The following is a 22,455-nucleotide window of genomic DNA, read 5'->3' as shown; positions in this document are numbered from 1 at the left end:
TTTTAATGATAGCACTATTTCTCCCAAGATTCCAGACCGGAGACCAGCACCTGCGTGTCGCGCGCAATCATCAATTCCTCATTGGTCGGAATCACGCAAACGGTTACACGGGAGGTCGGCAACGAGATGATCCGCTCTCCCTTGCCTTGGTCATTGGCCTGCGGGTCGAGCTCCAGCCCTAGGTACGTCAAGTTGTCGCAGATTTTGCGGCGCAACAGCGGGCTGTTCTCTCCCACCCCGGCCGTAAACAACAACACATCCACCCCGTTCATCGCCGCCACATACGCGCCGATGTACTTGCGAATGCGGTACTCGTACATATCAAATGCCAATGCCGATCGCGCACTGCCTTTTGCACGCGCCTCCGTAATCTTGCGCATGTCGCCGGACAGACCGGAGATGCCATACAGCCCGCTGTGCTTGTTCAGCATCGAACTGAATTCCGCAGCGGCAAGCCCTTCCTTGCGCGAGATGTACTCCTGCAGACTGGGGTCGATGTCGCCACTGCGAGTGCCCATCATCACACCCTCCAAGGGAGTCATCCCCATCGAGGTGTCGGTCGAGCGCCCGTTTTGAATCGCTGCCACACTTGCGCCGTTGCCGATGTGGCAAGAGATCACCTTCAGGTTCATCAAGTCGCGATGTACGAGGTAGGGAACCCGTGAGGAGACATAGCGGTGCGAAGTGCCGTGAAAACCGTACCGGCGAACTTTGTGCCGCTTGTAGAGCACGTAGGGGATCGGGTACAGGTAGTGCTCCGGCGGCATCGACTGGTGAAAAGCCGTGTCAAAAACGGCCGCCTGCGGCACGCCGGGCAACACCGCTTCCATCGCTTCGATCCCTTGCAAGTTCGCCGGGTTGTGCAACGGTGCCAACTCGACATTGTCCTGAATCGCCCGCTTCACCTCGTCTGTGAGCAGTGACGAGAGCGCGAATTGTTCGCCACCGTGGACGACTCGGTGCCCGACCGCTGCAATCTCCTCCACGCTTTGCAGGACACCTGACCTGTGCGTGACTACCTCGATCACTTGTTGCAACGCTTCCCGGTGGTCGAGGATCTGCGAGGTGGTCTGGTCCTGCCCGTCTTGGCCATCCGTTTTGTAGGTGTGCAGCGCATCCTCGCTACCAATTTTCTCAATCCCACCACGGATTAACACCTGCTCCTCCGGCATGCGGAACAGTTGGTACTTCAGCGAGGAACTTCCACAGTTGAGCACGAGGATGTTCATGCCCGCTCCCCCCATTCATCATACGTGAAAAAGCCCTCCCGCACCTTGGTGCCCAACCGCCCTCCACGCACGAGTTTGCGCAGGTACGCGGCCGGACGGTAGCGCGGGTCGGTGGTCTCATGGAACAGCGCCTCCAGCATATCCACCACCGTGTCGAGGCCAAAGCGGTCGGCCATCTCCAGAGGTCCGATGTGGAAGCCATAGCCAGACTTCATCGCTTTGTCGATGTCATAAGCGCTCGCGACACCCTCCGCGAAGATCAGCACCGCCTCGTTGATCAGCGGCAACATCAAACGCGTCGTGATAAATCCGGGCGATTCAAACACCTGCACCGCTTGCTTACCCAGCATTTCAATGAAGTGAAAGGCCGACTCGACCGTACGTTCTGACGTCTTCAACCCGCGCACGACCTCCACCAACTCCCGACGTTCGACCGGGAAGTGAAAATGCAGCCCGATGATCCGCTCCGGGTGCTCCGTTTTAGCGGCGATCTCTGTGATGGAAAGCGTTGCGGTGTTGGACGCGATCAATGCCTCCGGGCCGACCTCTTTTTCAATGGCGATCAGCACATCAATTTTATCATCAAGACTCTCCCAAACCGACTCGATCACCACTTCACAATCGTGAAGTAGCTGCAAGTTGGTGCCGAGGACGATCCGCGAGAGGATCGACTTTTTTTCCGCATCGGTAATCCCCCACTTGGTCAAACGGCGGTCGAGCGACATCTCCAGCCCGAGCTTGGCCGCTTCCAATTCCTGCTCCGACTTGTCGAGCAGGACGACCTCGAACCCCTTGCCCGCAATCGTTTCCGCCATGCTCTGTCCCATCGTCCCCGCCCCGACGATACCGATCTTCTGTATGTTCATAGTTGCCTCCTAAGTTGCGTTCAGGGACTGTTTCTTCCTAGCCTAACCAAAAATCGGCAAAAAAAAGCCCCAGCAGGTGATTATCCTGCTAGAGCTTCTACTTCCTTCTTGTTCACAGTCAGCCAGGTGCGGAAATCATCACCCGTCATGTTCTCCTCACGAACGAGATCAACCGAGAGCGTGCGGATGCCTTCCTTGTACGGAGCGAGCATCTCACGGGTCATGTTCTCCACGTCGGTGAAGATGCGACGAATCTCCTCGTCGAGGATGTTTTTCTGCAGGTTGTCGATGTCGACGATGCCGAGGCTCGACAGACCGCACGCCACGATCGTGCGCGCCATGTTGGTCGCTTGTTGGATGTCGCCTTGAGCACCGGTCGAACGGTTGCCGTAGATCAACTCTTCTGAGACCGTGCCGCCCAGTGCTACGATGATCTGGTTGATCAGTTGGTCCTTGGTGTACAAGTACCCATCCGACTCCGGCACTTGACGCACGAAGCCCAGCGCGTTGCCACGCGGTGCGATCGTGATGTGCGAGACGGAGTTGGTGCGGACTAGTTCCGCCGTGATCGCGTGACCCAGTTCGTGTACCGAGACGCGCTCCAGTTCGTCCTGACGCGGACGCTTGCCGGTGCGCTCACCGAGCAGGACTTTGTCAACAGAATCGCGGAAGTGCAGTTGCTCGACTTGCGACTTGTCCTCACGCAGCGCCAGAATCGCCGCCTCGTTGCACAGCGCTTCGAGTTGCGCCCCGGAGAACCCGTAGGTTTCACGCGCAACCATCTCCAGCGACACGCCTTCAGCCAGCGGCTTGTTGCGCGTCTGGATCTCAAGGATCGCCAGACGACCGACTTTGTCTGGCAGATCGACGCGGATCTGACGGTCGAAACGGCCCGGACGGATCAGCGCCGGGTCGAGGATGTCCAGACGGTTGGTCGCCGCCACGACGAGGACAAACGGAGACGAAGTCGTCCCCATGCCGTCCATCTCGGTCAGCAGTTGGTTCAAGGTCTGGTCATACTCTTGGTGCGACGAGTTGCCGCCGCGCTTGCCACCGATCACGTCGATTTCGTCGATGAAGACGATCGCCGAGTCCTTGCCTTCCTTTTTCGCGAGCATGCGCGCTTTTTTGAACAGATCGCGCACTCGGGACGCCCCGACACCGACGTACATCTCCACGAACTCCGAACCGGAGGCCGCGACGAAGGCCGAATCGGTGTAAGACGCGGCCGCTTTTGCCAAAAGAGTCTTGCCGGTGCCCGGAGGCCCGGTCAGGATGATCCCTTTGAGCGGACGAATGCCCAGTTCGTTGATCTTTTCACGGTGGCGCATGAAATCGAGCGCCTCCATGATCTCGCGCTTCGGCATGTCTTGACCGCCGATGTGTTCAAACTCCACGCGGTGCGACTTCGCCACTTCGTGCGAGGCACCCGCTGCCGTCGATTTGTTTTTATCCAGCAGGACTGCGAGGGTGAACAGAATCGCCACCAACATCAGCACCGGCAATACATTAAATTGAAAGTTGATCCCGACAAAGGCCGTCACTGCGAGGCCCACGCCGAGGATCAGTTCCTTGAAGTATTTCTTCACAGCGACTGCACCTCCTTCAGTTGACCATACGCGGTGCTATTGACATACGGCAACACTTCGTACAGGAAGCGGCCGTCGCGTTGTAGCGAGACAAATACATACTTGTCGTTCATCGACACCTGCGCTTGCGTCCCGTCCTTGGCGACGGTTTTCTGCGCATCTTGGATCATCTGCGGGAAATCGCCTTTGGCGATGCCAGCATAGAGGATCGGTTGGATCGCGCGGTATTCCTTTTTGAGATCCTCCCCGCGCGTGTCGACCAGTTGCAACTTCACTTGGCTGCCGAGCGCGTTCAAGGCGATCGTCTCCAAGTTTTCATACGTCGCTTGCAGGTCATCCACCGGCTTGATGGTGACTTTTAGCGAACGGGTGGTGCCATCGACTACAGATTCTACTTGGGTCACGGACGGGTCTGCTTTCAGTTGTTCTTCGAGGGGGCGCACCAAGCCGAACTTCGCGTACATCTCCCAACCTCCGAACAACAACGAAAAAGCAATCAACAGAGACACTACTACGGGTACGATGCGAATTCGCGACATCGTGTCATCCCTCCTCGATAGTTAACATAATGTCATCATTATAGCATGCCTTCCGCTCGGCAGGGTTAGGAGACTAGAGGAAAAAAGCACCCCAGCGCCGCGTGGCGCGAGGGTGCTTTTGGAATTACTTCTGGGGTTCTGTGAGCAAGCACTGCCACAGCACATCCCCGCTTTTGAAATCGAGATACGTGTACCCGACCTCACCGTTCGCCATCTTGCCGTAGAGTTCCCACACGTACTTGCTAGGCGCGGTGCTGAACTCCGAGACTTGCGTGGGCAGCACGGGACCTGGTGTGGCGTGATAGACTTCGGCTAGGGCTTGTAGCGGTTGGTTCTTGAGGTCCTCGCGCACGAGTTGCTTGCCCCAGACCGGTTTCTTGGCCGCCTCGACCGCTTGGTCCTTGGACAGACCTTGGTCGGCATATACGGTGGCGACGACTTTGTTATCCGCCGTCCAGACGTACACGCGGTGGCCTTGCTTGTCAGGTCCGGCAAAATAGAACCCTTCCATCCCCGCCGTAAACGGGGCTGCTTCTTGCACTTGGTTCAACACGGTGTTGTCCAACGCCGCCTGCGCGTCGTCCTCCGCACCTTCAAACTGAGAGTAGGTGACCTCGCGCACGGCAAAGACGGCTCCCGCGATCAGAACCGTCAAGACAAATACACTGATCCAGAAAGTTTTTTTCATCTACGTCCTCAAACGCTCTACTGTTTCCGTTCCTCATACACGATCAATTGCAAGTCACCCTGCTCCTCGGCCTTGCTCAGACCAAAGACGAGATTCCAATCCTTCAACGTGTGATTCAAAAAATCGACCACCAGATACAATTCGGTGGGATTGGGCAGGTCAACGTTGGCAATTGTCACATGTTCGGTGGTATCCATCGAGCGCTCCTCCTCTGTGGTGTCCGTTAGTCGAGCGACCAAGTCTTGAGGGTGTCGAGCATCTGCCGGTACGTGAAATCAAAATGCACAGGCGAGACCGAGACATAGCCCTCGCGGATCGCGTGGATGTCGGAGTCCGGTTCTGGCGGCAAGTCTTGTAACGGGCCGGCCAGCCAGTAGTACTCGACGCCACGCGGGTTGCTGCGCTTGTCGTAGTGGTTGTTGTAACGTCGCTTGCCAACCGTGGTGATGCGCACACCTTTGACATCAGTTGGGGCGAGCTGAGGGTAGTTCACGTTCAAGATCGTGTCCGAATCGAGACCGCGTTGCAGAACTTGAGCGATCAATTTCTTCGTAAAAGCGGCTGCATCCACGAAATCGAACGGCTCGGTGCCGCACTGCGAAACGGCGATCGCCGGCAAGCCTTGGATCGAACCTTCGATCGCAGCAGAAACAGTGCCAGAGTACAGCACGTCATTCCCTAGGTTGCTCCCCGCATTGATTCCTGATACCACAATGTCAGGCTTGTTGTCTCGCAAAATTTCGCTGATGCCGAATTTCACGCAATCAGCAGGGGTTCCGCTCAAACCAAACGCGCGGATGCCTGAGCCGAAATCGTGCTCCTCGACAAAGAGGGGCTTATGTAAGGTGATGCCGTGACCCGCTGCGCTACGCTGGCGGTCGGGCGCGACTACGATGACTTCCCCAAGTTCGACCAACACCTGCGCAAGTTCGCGGATGCCATCTGCGCGGAGGCCGTCGTCGTTGCTGATCAAAATTCGCATACGTGGAGTCGCTCCTTTCCTTCCTCGACCATTGTACCATGAACGCGGAGGAATCGTCTGCCACCTCGGATGGTAAAAAGCACTCAACATAGCAACCAAGGGTGCGGTCATACTAACAGCACCACACCAAGGGGGTGAACCGGATGACAACTTCCACTGCGTGTACGGTCTCCGCCGAGGGCATCAAACGGTTTGCTGAGCTGATGGCGGAAGAGTTGGGAATCACGGACCTACTGACCGCTGAACGCTGGGCGAATCCGGGCATGAGGAGCCGGCCCTTGCCGGATCACTCCATCCAATGCCGCCACAACCAACTTCGCTTGTCGACAACATCAGGTAAAAAAGGAAATTCATTGTCATGACATCATCTGTACCTTACCCGCTCGGAAAAGTGACTATACATGCCCAGTGAGTGCTGGGCGCGAAAAGACCCTCTTTACGAGAGGGTCTTTTCCTTGATCCAATTTTGCCATTCGGTATCAAGTTGATCGAGGGTCTTGCCGTTCAAGACGTTCGGGATGATCGCTCGAAGGTGTTGGCGGTTGAGGTCATCGTGATGGCTCGTCGTCCCGTCTTGGTACGGGTAGGTTCCCAACTCTTGCACCAGTTTGCGGACGACTCCCTCCCCGTAGGTGTCAGCGAGGAAGGTGATGATGTTGCCCGCTTGGTTGTAATACTGCGAAATCTCTTGGCTGTCGGTCAACGCTTCGAGGTTGAGGGTTTCCAGATCGGCAATCGATGTATACGTGTCCGGCAAAACGGGCACCCCAAACTGCTCATCGGCAGAATAGTACACCGCAAGCCCTTCCGCCAACCAGTACGGCAGGTTGTTGTTGGACTGCGCGATGGTCAGTTCATGCACCATCTCATGCTGAATCTTCGCTTGGTAGAACCCTTGCGCCCCTGGCTTCGCGCTCAGTTTGATCGCCTCTCCATACTCATACCACCCCGCAAACTGCCAGGCAAATGATAACTTCACAGACTGCCGCAACAGCTCCGGGTCGTTGTACAGCTTGATCTCCAACAACTGGCCCGCAGGTTTCTCATGCGGGTACCGTTTCTGGAGTTCCGTATAGGCGGCTTCCGCATCAGCCTGAACCTTCTCCGCCGTCGCTTGATCCCCATCTCGGTAATAGATGAGGAAGTGCTGTGCGATCAGTTTCTCAAAAAGCAGGTCGCTGTCGAGCCAGCCCTGCTCCGTCATCGTATAGCGCTCCTGAAAAGGCAGCTCATACCGCTCCCCGTGGAGTGTGTACGTCTGAACGAGCGAGACAGCCACCGCCATCGGAGGTGTGACGACGAGATCGCGGATTTCCAGCTTGTAGTCGGTGACGGGACTCGCAACCACATCTTCAAACCAATGCTGTTGCTCCCGCTTGTAGGCGGCCTTCTCCGGATCAATCGTCGCGAGGAACTTCGTGACGTTTTTTTCCTGAATTGCTTGTAGCTTCTGGTCGATCTGCGCTTGTACGCTCTGCCGGATCAGGTAGTTGACCATGACGACAGCCACCTGCTGTCGCTCCGCTGGTGCCTGCGGATTGAACGTCTCCAGTGTGTCGCCATGCATGAGCCCGACTGCCCTCGCAACCTGCACCGCATCTCTGGCCCACGGCGAGACTTGGTCGCGGTCAGCGACGACCAAGTTTTTCCCCTGCCCCGTGACGTCGACATGCAGCGCCCGCACGAGCGTTGCCGCCAGTTGTTCACGCGTGATGGGGTTGTGGGGGTGGAACTGGCCATTCTCTTCCCCAGACATGAGGCCAGCTTGGGCGACGGCTTCTAGATACGCAGAGCTCCAGCTCCCAGGTTGAACGTCCGTGAACTGCGAAGTCTCCCCACGCGTTGCGGGCAGCTCCAAGTTCAGCGCTTTAGCGAGCACCACCGCCAACTCCTCGCGTGTGATGTGCGCTGTCGGATGGAAATATCCGTTCTCATCACCGTCCATAAAGCCGTACTGGTACTTCGCCGCGATGACCGCATACTGTGCGTAGCCTGCCACATCGTCGTCATCATGGTATGTGTTTACACACTCGCACGCTTGTGCCTTGGGAGTTAGGAGCAACAGTGGAGTAAGCAAGGTCGTCAGAAGTAGCGTGCTGCTGAACCATTTTTGCCATCGCTTCATTCGAGTTGCTCCCTTGAGTTCGTATTATGAAGACGGGCAAAAGGGTACAGAATGCCGGACGGCATGCTGTACCCTTTTTTATAGAGGGTGCTATGATAGATCATCACACGATGCCCCCTTGAAGAAAGCAAGGCAACCGCACAGAGATGGTCGTGCCCACATCCACTTCACTGTCAATCTGCATGCTTCCATTATGGTGGTCGATGATACGTTTGGAAATCATCAAGCCGAGGCCCGTACCTTTTTCCTTGGTCGTGTAAAAGGGTTCGCCTAGTTTCTCGATGCGTTCGGGCGGTATGCCGATGCCTTGGTCACGGATGTGGATGAGCACTTCGTGCAGGGCGGTCCGCTCGACCTCAATGTGGATGTCACCACCGTGCGGCATCGCATCGATCGCATTCTGCAGGAAGTTGATGAACACCTGCTTCAACTGATTCTCGTCACATTCCAGTGCTGGCAATTCGTCCGGATCGAACGATGGCAACACTTGCACGTTGTGAATGATCGCCTGCGTCTCGATCAAGGTGACCACGTGTTGCAAGATGTCTGCGAGTTTTTTTGGTTTATACGTCATCGCTTGCGGCTTCGAGAGCACGAGCAGTTCGCTGACGATCGTCTCGATGCGCTTCAGCTCCGCAGACATGATTTCGAGGTATTTGGGGTTGCTCATGCCTTGCTGCATGAGTTGGACAAACCCCACGAGCGCTGTCAACGGGTTGCGGATCTCGTGCGCGACCCCGGCGGCGAGCTGACCTGCGATGTTCAGCTTCTCCGATTGCAACAACAGTTCTTCCGTGCGCTTGCGGTCGGTGATGTCACGTATCGTAAAAGAGTAGCCGGCAATGTGGCCTGCCTCATCGCGATGTGGTGAGATGGAAAGCAACACATCCAACGGAGTGCCGTCACGATGCATGCGCACCGCCTCCGTTCCGATCACCGGCTCCCCGGCCAGCATGAGATCCTTGATCGTTTCCAACTCAGCTTCATGCTCTGGGGGCACTAACGGTAGGTCAAAAAGCAGTACCTTCGCCACTTCCGCCTGCGACCAGCCGAACATCTTTTCAAAGGCAGCGTTCACGCGCAAGATCCGACATTCGGGGTCGAGGATGATGATCGAGTCCACATGATTTTCAATAAACGATTCCAGCCGGTCTCGAGTCGCACGCAGGTTGTCCTCCGCCTGTTTGCGCAGCGTGATATTGCGTCCAATCCCGAGCACCTTCTCGATCTCGCCCGCATCGTTTCGGATCAGCTTCACCGTCGTCTCAAACCACAGGTAGTGCCCTTCCTTGTGCTGGACGCGACAGTCAAAGATCCCGACATCGCCCGCTGGCGGATGATCCAAAAACGCCGCCCAGTCCTCAGGATGGTAGATTGCGCTCGAATACTTGCCTACCATCTCCTCAACCTCCCAGCCAAGCAAGGTATGGATAGCTGGCGAGATCCAGCGGAGCATCCCGTCTGGAGTGCTGTACGAAATGACATCTTGGGCATGGTCGTTGATGAGTTGGTAGAGTGCTTCGTTGCGCCGAAGCTGTTCCTCTTGTTGCTTTCTCGCCATGATCGCCCGCACAACATAGAGGACACCGACCACCTCGCCACCCTCGATGTTCGGAATCGACGTCACGTGTACGTCCTGCTGCACGCCGTTGCGCAGCACCATCGCAATCTCAACTTGATGAGATTCACCTCGCAACGCTTTTTCAAACGCCTCGGATGCACGAACTTGGTCCTCTGGGGCCACGAGCTCGTGGAAGGTCAGTCGGTCGAGTTCAGCCATCGAATACCCAGTCATCCGCAAAGCAGACTCGTTCACCTGCGTCGCTGTCCCATCCACCTGCGTTGCGAAAATCGCATCGGGATTGTACTCGAAAAGAGATTTATGTATAGAAAAACCAGTCGTTATTTTCTCTCGCGCTACTTCATTCATCGATGTACTCCTCGATTCGGAAACTGCCGATATACCATCACACAAATTTCCATTAATTAATCTGTTCAACTTGAAGTATTATACACCCCTTTTACTCAGGCGAAAAGCACTTCTACTTTCGAACCCATCAATGATAGGGGTTGAACAGAATGAGTTTCACATACCTCCTTATTCTATCATGATGCAACTTGTATTCCGTGTTAAAATGGAGATATTTTTATTTTATCAGCAATAAATAATGATAGCATTACTAACAAAGGACACAACGTCCTGATCTGACTCGCTACAGTTGCTCGACGCGGTTCATGCGCAGCTGTCCATCGGCGAACTCTCGATACAACGCATGTGTGCTGTACAAGTGCTCATGCGTGCCGACACCGGTGACCTGTCCCTTTTCCACAAAGACGATGGAGTCCGCGTCCACGACTGTCGACAACCGATGCGCGATCACGACCGTTGTGCGTCCCTTCATTAAGTTCTTCAGTGCCTGCTGGACAACTTCCTCCGACTTGCTGTCCAAATTCGATGTCGCTTCATCCAACATCAGAATCTGCGGATCGCGTAGCAGTGCACGCGCAATGGCAATCCGCTGCCGTTGGCCGCCAGACAGTTTGATGCCACGTTCCCCGACTTCTGTCTCGTAACTAAGTGGCAAGTCTTGGATGAATCCGTCCGCATACGCCATGCGCGCCGCCTGCTCCATCTCCTCGCGCGAGATGTCCCGGTCGAGTCCATAGCAGAGATTGTCCTTGATCGTGCCGACCAAGATCGGGCTCTCCTGCGACACATACCCGATGTGCTGCCGCCAAGAGCGGATCGAGAATTCGCGGATGTCGGTGTCTCCGAGTCGAATGGCGCCTGCGCTCGGCAGATAAAACCGTTCCAGCAGGGAGAAAAGCGTCGTCTTGCCGCCTCCGCTTGGACCGACGATGGCGGTCACTTTGCCCGCTCCCACCGTCAGGCTCACATCGCGGAGGATCGGCTCCTCAGATTTGTAGGCAAAGGAGACGCCTGCGATGACAATCGGCTGGTGTAGATTTTCTACAGATTTCCCACTCTCTTGATCCTCTTCCTCCGATTCCAAGATTCCGATGATGCTTTCTGTTGCGCCCTTGGCTTTTTGGAACTGGGAGAAAAACTGCGCGATCTGTGTAATGGGGAGCATGATTTGGAACAGGTACATGATGAACGCGACCAACTCCCCCGCAGTCATCGCGCCTGAGGAAACCTGCACGCCTCCGAACCCGATCAGCGTGACGAGGATCACGAGGATCAGAAAGGAGACGATGGGAGAAACGATCGCTTGCATCCGGGCTTCCTTGATCCCGAACTGGAACAGGTTGCTGATTCCGATGCGGCCCTTTTCATATTCAATCGGCTCGGAACCGGATGATTTTACGAGACGGATTTCAGAGACAACCCGGGAGATGACGGAGGTGAACTTCGCGTTCTCCGCTTGTGTGGATTTTGAGATCTGATACATTTTCCGACTGACAGGGACCATGACGAGGAATGTCAGGGGGAACATGGCGAGGATGACGAGGGTCATCTTCCAGTTCATCGAGAACATGAAGGCGAGCGCTCCGATGATCGAGAGGATGCCCGTAAAGAATCCGGTTACATGGTCTGTAACCAAACCCTTGATGATCGCGGTGTCGTTGGTTAAGCGGCTGATTGTGTCACCGGTTTCCTTGCTGTCGTAGTAAGGGACGGGCAATCGGAGCAGTTTTCTCCACAACCGTTCACGGATCGCAGAGACGATTTTGTTGCCGCCATAGTGCAGGAGGTACACGGACACCCCACCGGATAGCAGTTGAACCAAGAGCGCGACCGCCATGCCTGTGATCTGCGTGGTGCTTAGGGAGCCGAATGAAAAGCCATTGACGAGACCTTTTGTGAAAAGTGGGATCGTTAAGCCGACTAAAGTGTTGAGCATGCTGAGGACGACCGCGATAGTTAGTACCGCTTTTGGGGGATTCGTGTCGAGGATGAGCCTTGCGAACCCTGGGATTTTTGTGTTGTTTTTCTTGTTCATGAGATATCACTCCTACTTGTTTTGCCCTCTACCTGAATTGTCTTTGTAAACAAAGTATAAACGAAAAAGATCACCCTGGGTTGGAAGGGTGATCTTTTTGTGTGGTTAGCACGAGTTCAAGATCTCGTGTGGTCTACAATTGCGTTTCACATTCAAACCGGGAATACGGAGATTGTTCTCATTCAAATAGTCCAACATCTCCGAATGAGGATACTTCCTTGCAAAGTCCACCACGGAGAGTTTATGTAAGTCCTCGAAGACCGCCGGAAGCTCGCACTTGTTATCTCCTACTCTGAAAATAGGACCGAAGCACTGAATCAATTCAAACTCTGTAAGATCGTCCGTGGGTGCCACGAAATGAATCTCCACATCACCGTCGAAGATCGCCAAGACTACTTTCTCCGATACGAGTATGCCTTTTATTTTGAATACCTTCTCTTCGTCTTCATTGCCCCATCTTACCGTCACAACTTGTATCGGCTTCACCATGCTTGATCCCATTCGACTCCCCCTCCTTTCTAGACGCTTCCAATTCCCTAGCACGTTCCCAATCGCCATTTTGGAAGGCAGCCCATGCCCAGATACGGAACAATTCCGTTCGGTCTGGATGCGGGGTAGGCAACAACTGATTCGCTTGTTCACAGACTGGTAAGGCCGATTCATGTTGGTCCAGTTGCTCGTACAGTTGCGCCAGTCTCAAACAGGCAAACCCGACCTCAGACGGACTCTCCTCCTGCATGCCCGGTATGGAACTCCAAACCGCTTCGATTTCCTTTTCAGTTTCATTCTCCTCCGTTAGAAATGAGGCGTACTCTGAGCGGACATGCTCCCCGAGAGCCAGCACAACCAAACCTTCACGAATGCCGGTAGCACGTTCCGCATAACTACTCGCCTTCCAATGATCGCCCGTACTCTGATAGGCCGCGCTCATATGCATGTACTGATCCGCGATTGAGTTCAGGTCTGTGGATTTGTCGTTGAGCCTTGCTGCACGTTGGAAGCAGGCAATGGCCTCCTCAACTTGGTTCAAGGCTTGATAGCAAATCCCAAGCTTCACCAAGAGTGGAACCAGCAACAACCGATTCCGCACAGTCGATTTCTCAACCAGATCAACAGCCCGTTTCCAATGACGTAGGGCAAATGCGTAGCGTTGCAGATCAAATTCGATCTCTCCAAGAAGTTTGAGAGCACCCGCCAGTTGATACTTGTCCTTCGTCAGTGCCGCATCCTCCAATACTTCGTGTAGAAGAGTATAGGCTTGGTCGTATGCCTGCTCATGGATGTAACATTCAGCCAAGTCGATTTTGACTTCCGCTGTAGGAGTCCTCGTATCCGGCTCCACCAAGATTCCTTCAAGAAGTTCCGCAGCGGTGCGGTAAAGTCGGCTGGCGATAAACCCTCTTGCCATTTTGTACTTGCTGGAGACTTTCATGTTGAGATTGGCATCTGCCATCAAAAACTCCAACGAGACGTCAAGCCGATCCGCGATCCCGACCAAAACGTCATGGGACGGTCGTGCTCGTCCACTCTCCACCTGACTGATCATACTAGGTGTGCAAATGCCTTCGGAAAGTTCCTGCTGCTTCATTCCTTTTTTCATGCGAAGTTCTTTGATGCGTTGGCCTAAAATGTTTACATTCAACAGACTCACCTCACACGGATTTATGAGATGAGTCTATATTTCACTTATCAGCTAGAGCAATTCTTGCTACAAGTTCTAGTTACAGGCAAGAGGGTCAAGTTAACAATAGCGTTGGTTTACTTAACGTTCATATGTTATAATATTTCAGGATGTTTTTTGAAATGAGGTGTTCAGATGAAAATTCCCTTACATATAGAAAAAGAGACTCTCGGAGAAAGAGTCAAGCGATATCGTACTGAGCGAGAAATGTCTCAAGAAAAACTAGCTGAATTTTGTGGAGTCACCAACGGTTGGATCAGTAAACTTGAGAAGGACAAGTACTCGCCTTCCCCTGAACTGATTACCAAACTCGCATCATCCTTCAAGATACCTGTACATGAACTCCTGCAAGAAGAAGATCAACGGATGGAATTGATTAGTAGGATCAAGCTGATTTCGGTACTGTTAGAAACGAATCAGCTGGAGGAAGCGGAAGAATATATTCATGAACTGGAGACTCATCCTGAACTCTCGAAAAAAGACGAGTTAACCCTCAAAGTTCTTTTCGCTGAGTGCCGGTATCTACAGGGACATTACAATGAATCCTTGGAGATTCTGCTTCCGCTCATCGACTCTTTGGAAATGGCAAATTATCACGATGCCCACCTCTTATCCAACATTCGAAACAAGGTCGGTAACAACTATTTCCTGAAACGCGACTTCACCAAAGCTTTCTACAACTACAACAAGGCCTATGAGTACACATTGCGCTACGACGAGATCGACCCGCTTATTGGCCGCATTACGTTCAATGTCGCCTACACACTCCGGATTCTTGGACGGTATCACGAAGCAGACTATTTCCTTGAACAATCACACCAAAATTGCCAAGCTATGAATGATTTGAAACAGATGGCGAAGACCTTCTATGAACAAGGGATGCTTTACAGCAAGCGACATGAGTTTGAAAAGGCTGCTGCCAGTTTTGAACAATCCAAAACTATCTTCGAAGCGTTGAATTTGCAGTCTTTGTACGTCATTGTTCAAGACTCCTATGCAATGGAAATCACCGCCCGTCATGAACCCATCACCGCCATTCAACAGCTTCATGATTGCATAGGAATTCTCAACCAATACTCCATGTACGATCGGCTCATCTTGAACTACGCGAAAATGGCGAAAATCCAACTAGGCATGAAAAAGTTTTCGGAAGCCAATGGAAATTTGCTCCATGCTATAGAACTGATCGCAACTCACGAGTACCAGGCATTGCCCGAGTCTGGCGAATGCTATAAGGTCTATGCGAAGTATTTCTATGAACTTGAGCAATATCAGAATTCGATCCACTACGCATTAAAATCTTCGGATATTTTTGATAGAATGAAATTGTTGAGAGATCAAGTTGAAGCTCTACAAATTGCCGCAGACGCATACGATCAACTTGGAGAAACCCGTAAAGCAAACGAAATTCTGAAACAATGCAATCAAATCCTTCTTCAAAACCATGAAGGGAGATAGTCGAATGAAAAAAAGGTTCGCGTTTCTAGTACTTGCAGCCGCATTGCTGGTTGGAGTTACGATCTCAACTCCGACTTCAACAAGTGTTGCATACGATGGTGGCTTGCCCCCGTCTTCACTTGCAAAGATCGATGTCTAGCACCCATGTGGTGCTTTTTTCTTTGGTTGCAAATCAACGCGTTTTCTCGCTTCATTTTTGGAGATAAATGCGGGCTACGTCATCTCTGCATAACCCAACAACAATGCAGCTTCTTCTTGCCTCGCAAGTTTTTCAGACAAAACCCGAATTGATGCGACGGGCTAGGAGGTTACACCTTGAAAAAACTCATTCTTGCCTGCTTGCTTGTCGCGTTGAGCGGTGCCGGGTACACGCTGTATACCCACCAGCCTGAGGCTGCACCCAAACAGGATCTAACTGCTACTGAATCCCCAGCACTTGAGAAGACACCTGACGCAACTCCGCAACAGCCCACCGCTACAACACCAACGCCTGATATCACAACCGTAGTACAAGAAGCTGACTTTATTAAGTACTACAACAGTTTCGAAGAGTTGGTAGACACGTCCGAGATCGCAGTTGAAGGAAAAGCATTGGAAACCGAGCCTTACGACTTCCATCCGTCCGACAGCCCTACCCGTACTGTTGCCATGACCAAAGTCAAAGTTCAAGTGAAAAAATCATTCAACGATCTTGTGAAAAAGGGCGATGTCATCACCGTCGTCGAGATGGGCGGTATCACCACAAAAAAGGCGCTTGGGTTTGACCAAAAATTCGACCTGCCACCAGATCAGTTGAATGAAAAAGTGCAAGTGCTTTTCGACGGTCTTCCGGTCATGGCACCCAACGACGAAGTTTTGCTGTTCGCTTCGGCCACCAAGATGGTGACATGCCCGAACAATGAACCCTACTATTCGATCACTGGTGTGCATCAAGGGAAGTTTAAACTCAAAAACGATACCTTTTCACGTGACGTCCCCAAAAATCAAGAGTCCGCGTTCAAGAGCCTTCAAAGCAAGACCGCAGATGCGGAAACGAAGATTCAAGAGAGAATGAAAACGAAATTGAAGTAATCGTACATCTAATACATAAATCAGGCTGAGCCCATAGGGTTCAGCCTTTTTTCTACAAGTTTAGAATTTCATTCAGCCTCATCCTAATTCTCGCTCCCTCCCCACTGCCCGTTGTAGGAAGCCGTAGTAATGGAAGCCCATACGTATCCAAAATCCGATCCTTCATTCGGTCTCGTTCCAACTGCTGCGGTCTCTCAACTACTCCGAATACTCCTTGTATAACAGATGTAAAAAACCTTCAAGTCGCCTGTGGCGCTTGAAGGTTTTTTCTCGTAGACTGCCTTTTCAGTGATCTGAAACGATACGACTCGTCACATTCGTTTCACAAGGGTACTCTTACGTTCCGCTCCGAACTACTGCTGCGGCGCCGTATACGTCGTCTTCAGCCAGTACTTCGGTTTCGCATTTGCAGCCGGGGTGCTGTTGCTGCGGATCTTGAGCGTGTACCAGCCGGTTACCGTCGGCGTGTACGCCAGCGCCGTTCCTTGCGCCGTGGTGCTCAGATACGTTTTCGACGCCGCTACCGCTCCCGAGGTGTTGTCGATCTCCAGATAGATGTTCGTCGACGTCGTCCACGAAGCATTATCGAAGTGCAAGGCCGCCGAGATCGGCTTGCCTGCCAGCGCATACACACGCCCTACCTGAACGAGCTGCGTATTATCCGCCGGTTTGATATCGAGGTCTTGCGCGCCTGCAAACTCCTGCGTAACCGCGTATTGCGTTGGCGCAAACGTACCCGTGATCCCCGTGCGCGAGTAGGCAACGTAATTGTTCGCCGGGATCGTGAACGTCGCCTTGCCCGCGCCGTCGGTCCATACATCCGCACTATGCCCGGTGTAATCGTGCAGTTGCACATTCGCGCCGAATCCGGTATCCACCGTAATCGTGCGGCTGCTCGTCCCATTGTCGTTCAACGCGGACAGCAGATGGCTGCCTCCCGTGCGCTCAAACGCAAACACATCGGTGTCCTTCCAACGTTGCGTCGTCCCACCCGACGCGATTTTTTCATGAATCCAGATCAGGTTGTCGATCGTGGTCTTCATGCCGTAGTTGTAATAGTCCTTGTAGAACACGGACGGGTAGCCTTCCGAGGTGAGGATATATGCATACGAGAGATGCTTGTTTTTGGTGATCGCGCTGTCCCGATCCGTGTCGTGGTTCTCAACCCACGTGACCGCCGCTCCCGGATTGATGCCAACCAGACCCGCATGGTCGAGGCGCGACATGTCATAGAATCCGCCGCCATTGCTCATGCTCTTGAGTTCCTCACGCAGCGAGAAGTCAAACGCCGACGCACGGCCCGCTGTCGCCGTCCCGCTCCACCAGTTCAACGTATCGCGGTTGGAATCATAATACTCCCCGACCGCAAACTTGCCTGCCATCGCGCCGTAGTTCAGGTAGTCTTTGATAAAGGTATACGAGTAGCCCTTGACATAGTCGAGGCGGTACCCTTGAATATCGAGCGCCTTGGTCATCCAATCGCCCGCTTGTTTGAGGTTGCTGGAAACGTAAGCGCTATCATGCGCCAGATCGCGGCCGAACGAGGAGTCGTCATTCGGAACGTTGGCATCCTGCGCACTCCACCCTGGGTGGAAATCAAATTGCCCTTTGCCAAAACGACCGCCACCGGCGTTGCCGTATGCGTCCTTGTACGAGTACACCCAGTTGCCGGAGTCCCCGTTGCGGTGATTGTTCACGATGTCCACGTAGACATCGAGACCGTTGGAGCGCATCATCGCAACCGATTTTTGCAACTCTTCACGCGTACCCCAATGAGTTGGAATACTGCCCATCTGATCCTTGCTGCCGAGGTCGTAATCATCGAACGGATCGTAGCCATTGGAATAACCACCAGAGGCCCCTTTGATCACGGGCGGAATCCAGACGGCGGTGAAGCCGGCTTTTTTCAACTCGTTCGCTTTGCCGCCAAGGTTGTTCCACCACGAGGTGCCCGATGCGGTTGCATCCCAGTAAAAGCCTTGCATCAAGACGCCAGCAGACGCCGGTTGCGCCAACATCGAAGAGATCAGAACAGCCGGTGCCAACACGGCAAACACTTTTGCTATTCGCTTGTTTTTCATCTGTATTGCCTCCCTTTGTTCTCTGTGCAAACGTTTTCATGTTTGCTTGTAGTAGTATATTGGACGTGAAAGTTAATAATCCTTTCCGCGATTAAAATTATTTTTTAGACGAAGAAAAACACCCTCTTTTGGAGGGTGTTCGTGACCACGTTTTGTACGACAGAGAGAGGAACATGTCTTTTTTCAATCTCGTTAACTCGTAATCTCGATCTACTCTGCGTACAGGCGTTCGCAGATGCTCTCAATTTCCGCGTACACGCGTTTCTCGTCCATCGTCAACACCTGACGATCCTTCACGAGTTGCTTCCCGTTGACGAATACATCCGTGACGTCATGGGAGTTAGACGAGTAGGCGAGGTGCGCGATCATGTTGTGACGCTTCGGATAGAAGTGCGGCTGCTCGATGTCGAGCAGGATGATGTCAGCCAACGCACCCGCTTGCAATGTGCCGAGGGTGTCCTCGAGGAACAACGCTTTCGCCCCGTTGTTTGTCGCCATCTGCACAGCTGTGAACGCATTGATGGCAACCGGGTCGATGTTCACGCCCTTGTGCAACATCGCCGCCATGCGCAGTTCTTCGAACATGTCGAGGTTGTTGTTCGATGCAGCGCCGTCCGTGCCCAGACCGACGGTGAGGCCGGCTTCGAGGAACTTCAACGCTGGCGCTACGCCGGAGCCCAGTTTCAAGTTGGAATCTGGGTTGTGTGCGATGCGAACATCGTACTTTTTCAAGATCGCGATGTCTTCATCAGTAACATGAACCGCATGCGCCACGATCGTCGGGTTGTTGAAGAGACCGACTTCCTCAAACAGCGCGACCGGAGTCTTGCCGTACCGCTCGATGCAATCTTGTACTTCCTTGACCGTTTCCGAGAGGTGGATCTGGATCGGGCGCTTGTATTCGGTTGCCACTTGCGCCGCTTGGACGAGATAGTGCTTCGGGCAGGTGTACTCTGCATGCGGGCCGAACATCACGTTCACGCGACCGTCCGCTTTGCCGTGCCAGTCCTGCACGAACTGCACCGCTTGTTCCTTTAACTTCTGCCCGTTCTCCGGATCAAAACCGACCATGCCGCGCGACAGAACCGCACGGATGCCCGACTCCTCAACCGCTTGGGCCACGCGATCCATGAAGTAGAACATGTCGGTGAACGTCGTCGTGCCGCCCTTCAACATCTCAAGGATCGCCAGTTGAGCGCCCCAGTAGATGTCTTCATCGGTCATCTTGGCTTCGATCGGCCAGCAGCGCTCCTCCAGCCATTGTTGCAGCGGGAGGTCGTCCGCATAGCCGCGCAGCAAGGTCATCGAAGCATGACCGTGCGTATTGATCAGACCTGGCATCGCCAGTTTGCCTTTGGCATCGATCACGGTGTCAAAACCGTCAGTCGAACCCGCATATGTACCTGCGCCAACTTCTGCGATGCGGGTGCCTTCGATGATGAGGTAACCTTCCTTGTGGTACGAATCGTCCAGCACCGGCACGACAACCGCGCCATGAATCAGAGTGCGTCCCATTTCTCCGTCTCCCTTTCAAACGTTCCGTTTTATTTGGTTTTTTGCTGCCCGTAGACGGTGGTGTACTTTTCGCGCAACCACGTTACATCCGCGTCACTGAGTAGCACAGGCTCGCCAATCGACTTCGAAATGGCGCAGATCTGCGCGCCTTTTTCAACGATCTGACAGACGCGCAACGCTTCCGACACCGTTTTGCCGACGCCGACAACCCCGTGGTTCGCCATCAGAACTGCGCCCTTGGTTCCCAAAGCCTCGACCACGTTATGCCCGACTTCATCCGTGCCAGGTAGTGCATAGTCCGCTACAGCGACTGGGCCGCCACACACTTGCGCCAAGTCCTCGATCAACGGAGGAATCTCCTGCCGTGCGCAAGAAAACGCGCTCGCATAGGTACTGTGGGTATGCATCACGCCGAACACATCATCCCGCGCCCGATAGACAGCGAGGTGCAAGGGAGTCTCCGAGGAAGGTTTGTACGTGCCATCGATCATCTCTCCGGTGTTGAGATCGATGATGCAGAGCATCTCCTTGGTCAACGTCTCGTATTCCACGCCAGACGGGGTGATCACAACCACATCGGTACAGGGTGTGCGCGCGGAGACGTTGCCCCAGACCGCTGCCACCAGGCCCGTGCGGATCATCTGCTTGGCGGCGTGCAAAACCTCCGACTTGGTCTGTTCAACGCGTATGTTGTTCATCGAAAGGGCCTCCTTACTTGAGCTTCAGCATCGCTTCGGTGTTCGGTTGCCAAGCATTGCCCTGGTCTGTGATGATCGCCGTGATCAGTTCATGCGGGGTGACGTCAAACGCCGGGTGCAGCGCCGGTACGCCCTCTGGCACCATGCGCTTGCCACCGATGAAAATCACTTCATCTGCGGAACGTTGCTCAATTTCAATCTCGTCCCCCGTCTCCATCTCATAATCAAGCGTGGACATGGGGGCGGCGACGTAGAACGGGATGCCGTGGTGCTTGGCGAGCACCGCCAGCGAATACGTGCCGATCTTGTTCGCAGCGTCGCCATTGGCCGCGATGCGATCTGCGCCCACGATGACGAGATCGACCATTTTCTGCTGCATCAGGTACCCGGCCATGCTGTCGGTGACGACGGTGACCGGGATGTTGTCGCGGTGCAATTCAAATGCGGTCAGGCGCGCACCTTGCAAGTACGGACGGGTCTCGTCAGCATAGACATGCTGGACACGACCTTGTTCGTGAGCGGCGCGGATGACACCCAGCGCGGTGCCGTAGTCAAATGTGGCAAGCGATCCTGTGTTGCAGTGCGTGAGGATGCGTGCGTTCTCCGGGATAAACTGCAAGCCGTTTTGCCCGATGCGTTTGTTCAGCCGCACATCCTCTTCCGCGATCAGGTTGGCTTCGCGGGTGATCAACTCACCCAGTTCTGCGACGGAGAGATCGGTGTTGGCCGCGATCAGGCCGCGCATGCGCTTGATCGCCCAGAACAGATTGACCGCCGTCGGGCGGGTTTTCGCGAGGCGCTCGTTGACCGCTTCGAGGTAGGCGAGGTACGGGCCTTTGTCCAGCGCGAGCGCATCCGGTGCGTTCGCCCCGATGGCGATGCCATACGCGGCGGTGGCCCCGATGGCCGGCGCACCGCGAACTTTCATTTTTTCAATCGCTTCAGCGACGAGTTCATATGTATCGCAGTCATCCCAAACTTCCTGCTCCGGCAGCAGCGTCTGGTCCAAGACCAGCAGCGACTTGCCATTCCATTGCAACGGTTGCATGTAGGTATCTCCTCTTCCCTGTCTCTTTTTACAGCGAACCTAGTTCAGCCACTGCGTGCGGGCATGCGCAGGTGCGCTCCCCAAACCCACGCTCGATGGCGTGGAAGAACAGCTCACGGATTTTTTGAACATTGTCGCGCATCGTCTCGATGACTTCTGCATGTGTCAACGGATGTGGCGAGATGCCGGTGCAGTAGTTGGTGATCATCGCGACCGTCGCGTAGCACATCTCCGCTTCCTTGGCGAGCACAACTTCCGGGACGGAGGTCATGCCGACGACGGCCCCACCCCACGCGGAGTAGAGACGAATCTCCGCTGGCGTTTCAAAGCGCGGGCCTTCTGTGCAGACGTAGACGCCGCCGTTGTTGATCGCGATGCCTTGGGACTGTGCCGTTTCTAGCAGATGCGAGCGGGTGCGACCGCAGTACGCATCCGAGAGGTCGATATGGACGACACCCTCAGGTGCGCCTTCATAAAACGTGGTGGGGCGGGACTTGGTCATGTCGAGGAAATCGTCGACGAGGAGCAGGTCCCCGGGTTTGTGGTCTTCCTTCAGCGAGCCAACGGCTGCCGTCGCGAGCACGGTGTGGACACCGATTTGTTGGAGAGCCTTGATGTTGGCGCGGTAATTGATTTTGTGCGGGGCTACGCTATGCGTGTAGCCGTGGCGTGGCATGAAAGCGACTCGACGACCTGCATAGGTGCCGATCGTCAGTTGGGCCGTGCCATACGGGGTTTCTATCTCATGGCGTTCTGCGTTCTCCAGCAAGGCTGGATCGTACACGCCTGTGCCGCCGATGATGGCGTACTCTGCCTGCATGATTCTAGATGCCTCCTTAAGCAACAATAGGAAAAATCAAAACAACATCTCCATTTAAACAGAGCCATCCCCTATCGTCAAGGAGAGAATCCAAATTAGG

At 54.0% G+C, this 22,455-nt stretch carries 20 protein-coding genes; 3 read left to right on the top strand and 17 right to left on the bottom strand.

Annotated elements, in window-relative coordinates; all coding sequences use genetic code 11:
• Positions 1 to 14: 14 nt before the first annotated feature.
• The 7 genes from C7459_RS04505 to surE all read right to left on the bottom strand — a co-directional run bounded on the left by C7459_RS04505 (position 15) and on the right by surE (position 5,893).
• On the bottom strand, positions 15 to 1,229 hold the full coding sequence (locus tag C7459_RS04505) for an acetate/propionate family kinase (protein WP_109686783.1): 1,215 nt from the start codon (positions 1,227 to 1,229) through the stop codon (positions 15 to 17).
• Positions 1,226 to 2,095 carry a 3-hydroxyacyl-CoA dehydrogenase family protein gene (locus C7459_RS04500; RefSeq protein ID WP_109686781.1) on the bottom strand — a complete coding sequence of 290 codons (870 nt, stop codon included), beginning with the start codon at positions 2,093 to 2,095 and terminating at the stop codon, positions 1,226 to 1,228. Before C7459_RS04500 ends, C7459_RS04505 begins: the two co-directional genes overlap by 4 nt.
• 80 nt (positions 2,096 to 2,175) lie before the next feature.
• Positions 2,176 to 3,684: an AAA family ATPase gene (locus tag C7459_RS04495; protein ID WP_245884390.1), complete on the bottom strand. Its 1,509-nt coding sequence runs from the start codon at positions 3,682 to 3,684 to the stop codon at positions 2,176 to 2,178.
• Positions 3,681 to 4,223 (bottom strand): hypothetical protein, encoded by a 543-nt coding sequence (locus C7459_RS04490; RefSeq protein WP_109686779.1) that lies wholly within the window; start codon positions 4,221 to 4,223, stop codon positions 3,681 to 3,683. Before C7459_RS04490 ends, C7459_RS04495 begins: the two co-directional genes overlap by 4 nt.
• Positions 4,224 to 4,347: 124 nt before the next feature.
• Positions 4,348 to 4,911, bottom strand: coding sequence for a hypothetical protein (locus C7459_RS04485; RefSeq protein WP_109686777.1), 564 nt, complete (start codon positions 4,909 to 4,911; stop codon positions 4,348 to 4,350).
• A gap of 17 nt (positions 4,912 to 4,928) precedes the next feature.
• Positions 4,929 to 5,108, bottom strand: coding sequence for a DUF4264 family protein (locus C7459_RS04480; RefSeq protein WP_109686775.1), 180 nt, complete (start codon positions 5,106 to 5,108; stop codon positions 4,929 to 4,931).
• 26 nt (positions 5,109 to 5,134) lie between these two features.
• Positions 5,135 to 5,893: a 5'/3'-nucleotidase SurE gene (gene surE / locus C7459_RS04475; protein ID WP_109686773.1), complete on the bottom strand. Its 759-nt coding sequence runs from the start codon at positions 5,891 to 5,893 to the stop codon at positions 5,135 to 5,137.
• 143 nt (positions 5,894 to 6,036) lie between these two features.
• Between surE and C7459_RS04470 the strand changes: the two genes are divergently transcribed.
• Entirely contained in the window at positions 6,037 to 6,255 is a 219-nt protein-coding gene (locus tag C7459_RS04470; RefSeq protein WP_109686771.1) for a hypothetical protein, read from the top strand.
• Between the two features lie 74 nt (positions 6,256 to 6,329).
• On the opposite strand, the gene C7459_RS04465 is transcribed toward C7459_RS04470, so the two are convergent.
• The 5 genes from C7459_RS04465 to C7459_RS04445 form a co-directional block, all read right to left on the bottom strand.
• Positions 6,330 to 8,018, bottom strand: a complete 1,689-nt coding sequence (locus tag C7459_RS04465) for an S-layer homology domain-containing protein (RefSeq protein WP_109686769.1) — start codon at positions 8,016 to 8,018, stop codon at positions 6,330 to 6,332.
• A 103-nt stretch (positions 8,019 to 8,121) separates the two neighbouring features.
• Positions 8,122 to 9,948: a PAS domain S-box protein gene (locus C7459_RS04460; protein ID WP_109686767.1), complete on the bottom strand. Its 1,827-nt coding sequence runs from the start codon at positions 9,946 to 9,948 to the stop codon at positions 8,122 to 8,124.
• Positions 9,949 to 10,231: 283 nt separating this feature from the next.
• Entirely contained in the window at positions 10,232 to 11,983 is a 1,752-nt protein-coding gene (locus C7459_RS04455; protein WP_109686766.1) for an ABC transporter ATP-binding protein, read from the bottom strand.
• Positions 11,984 to 12,088: 105 nt separating this feature from the next.
• Positions 12,089 to 12,484 carry a hypothetical protein gene (locus tag C7459_RS04450; protein WP_146200944.1) on the bottom strand — a complete coding sequence of 132 codons (396 nt, stop codon included), beginning with the start codon at positions 12,482 to 12,484 and terminating at the stop codon, positions 12,089 to 12,091.
• Entirely contained in the window at positions 12,429 to 13,625 is a 1,197-nt protein-coding gene (locus C7459_RS04445; RefSeq protein ID WP_109686762.1) for a helix-turn-helix domain-containing protein, read from the bottom strand. The genes C7459_RS04450 and C7459_RS04445 overlap by 56 nt, the downstream gene beginning before the upstream one ends.
• 174 nt (positions 13,626 to 13,799) lie before the next feature.
• Between C7459_RS04445 and C7459_RS04440 the strand changes: the two genes are divergently transcribed.
• On the top strand, positions 13,800 to 15,122 hold the full coding sequence (locus C7459_RS04440) for a helix-turn-helix transcriptional regulator (protein WP_109686760.1): 1,323 nt from the start codon (positions 13,800 to 13,802) through the stop codon (positions 15,120 to 15,122).
• A 315-nt stretch (positions 15,123 to 15,437) separates the two neighbouring features.
• Positions 15,438 to 16,193 (top strand): hypothetical protein, encoded by a 756-nt coding sequence (locus tag C7459_RS04435; protein WP_109686758.1) that lies wholly within the window; start codon positions 15,438 to 15,440, stop codon positions 16,191 to 16,193.
• 353 nt (positions 16,194 to 16,546) lie between these two features.
• On the opposite strand, the gene C7459_RS04430 is transcribed toward C7459_RS04435, so the two are convergent.
• The 5 genes from C7459_RS04430 to mtnP form a co-directional block, all read right to left on the bottom strand.
• A complete protein-coding gene (locus tag C7459_RS04430; RefSeq protein ID WP_109686756.1) occupies positions 16,547 to 18,274 on the bottom strand; it encodes an alpha-amylase family glycosyl hydrolase in 1,728 nt (575 codons plus the stop codon).
• A 210-nt stretch (positions 18,275 to 18,484) separates the two neighbouring features.
• Positions 18,485 to 19,789: an amidohydrolase gene (locus C7459_RS04425; RefSeq protein ID WP_109686754.1), complete on the bottom strand. Its 1,305-nt coding sequence runs from the start codon at positions 19,787 to 19,789 to the stop codon at positions 18,485 to 18,487.
• A 29-nt stretch (positions 19,790 to 19,818) separates the two neighbouring features.
• Positions 19,819 to 20,487 (bottom strand): class II aldolase/adducin family protein, encoded by a 669-nt coding sequence (locus tag C7459_RS04420; protein WP_109686752.1) that lies wholly within the window; start codon positions 20,485 to 20,487, stop codon positions 19,819 to 19,821.
• 13 nt (positions 20,488 to 20,500) lie between these two features.
• A complete protein-coding gene (gene mtnA, locus C7459_RS04415; RefSeq protein WP_109686749.1) occupies positions 20,501 to 21,535 on the bottom strand; it encodes an S-methyl-5-thioribose-1-phosphate isomerase in 1,035 nt (344 codons plus the stop codon).
• Between the two features lie 28 nt (positions 21,536 to 21,563).
• A complete protein-coding gene (gene mtnP / locus C7459_RS04410; RefSeq protein WP_109686747.1) occupies positions 21,564 to 22,355 on the bottom strand; it encodes an S-methyl-5'-thioadenosine phosphorylase in 792 nt (263 codons plus the stop codon).
• Positions 22,356 to 22,455: the final 100 nt, after the last annotated feature.

The sequence above is a fragment of the Tumebacillus permanentifrigoris genome (genome assembly GCF_003148565.1).
GTDB classification, from domain to species: domain Bacteria; phylum Bacillota; class Bacilli; order Tumebacillales; family Tumebacillaceae; genus Tumebacillus; species Tumebacillus permanentifrigoris.
This window is presented reverse-complemented; position numbering and strand designations above follow the sequence as displayed.

Excerpts from the sequence above, each read along its gene's own strand:
- C7459_RS04440 (WP_109686760.1), top strand. The coding sequence starts at position 13,800 with ATGAAAATTCCCTTACATATAGAAAAAGAGACTCTCGGAGAAAGAGTC.
- C7459_RS04460 (WP_109686767.1), bottom strand. The coding sequence starts at position 9,948 with ATGAATGAAGTAGCGCGAGAGAAAATAACGACTGGTTTTTCTATACAT.
- surE (WP_109686773.1), bottom strand. The coding sequence starts at position 5,893 with ATGCGAATTTTGATCAGCAACGACGACGGCCTCCGCGCAGATGGCATC.
- C7459_RS04470 (WP_109686771.1), top strand. The coding sequence starts at position 6,037 with ATGACAACTTCCACTGCGTGTACGGTCTCCGCCGAGGGCATCAAACGG.
- C7459_RS04490 (WP_109686779.1), bottom strand. The coding sequence starts at position 4,223 with ATGTCGCGAATTCGCATCGTACCCGTAGTAGTGTCTCTGTTGATTGCT.
- mtnA (WP_109686749.1), bottom strand. The coding sequence starts at position 21,535 with ATGCAACCGTTGCAATGGAATGGCAAGTCGCTGCTGGTCTTGGACCAG.
- C7459_RS04505 (WP_109686783.1), bottom strand. The coding sequence starts at position 1,229 with ATGAACATCCTCGTGCTCAACTGTGGAAGTTCCTCGCTGAAGTACCAA.
- C7459_RS04450 (WP_146200944.1), bottom strand. The coding sequence starts at position 12,484 with ATGGGATCAAGCATGGTGAAGCCGATACAAGTTGTGACGGTAAGATGG.
- mtnP (WP_109686747.1), bottom strand. The coding sequence starts at position 22,355 with ATGCAGGCAGAGTACGCCATCATCGGCGGCACAGGCGTGTACGATCCA.
- C7459_RS04420 (WP_109686752.1), bottom strand. The coding sequence starts at position 20,487 with ATGAACAACATACGCGTTGAACAGACCAAGTCGGAGGTTTTGCACGCC.
- C7459_RS04485 (WP_109686777.1), bottom strand. The coding sequence starts at position 4,911 with ATGAAAAAAACTTTCTGGATCAGTGTATTTGTCTTGACGGTTCTGATC.
- C7459_RS04480 (WP_109686775.1), bottom strand. The coding sequence starts at position 5,108 with ATGGATACCACCGAACATGTGACAATTGCCAACGTTGACCTGCCCAAT.
- C7459_RS04425 (WP_109686754.1), bottom strand. The coding sequence starts at position 19,789 with ATGGGACGCACTCTGATTCATGGCGCGGTTGTCGTGCCGGTGCTGGAC.
- C7459_RS04465 (WP_109686769.1), bottom strand. The coding sequence starts at position 8,018 with ATGAAGCGATGGCAAAAATGGTTCAGCAGCACGCTACTTCTGACGACC.
- C7459_RS04455 (WP_109686766.1), bottom strand. The coding sequence starts at position 11,983 with ATGAACAAGAAAAACAACACAAAAATCCCAGGGTTCGCAAGGCTCATC.
- C7459_RS04430 (WP_109686756.1), bottom strand. The coding sequence starts at position 18,274 with ATGAAAAACAAGCGAATAGCAAAAGTGTTTGCCGTGTTGGCACCGGCT.
- C7459_RS04500 (WP_109686781.1), bottom strand. The coding sequence starts at position 2,095 with ATGAACATACAGAAGATCGGTATCGTCGGGGCGGGGACGATGGGACAG.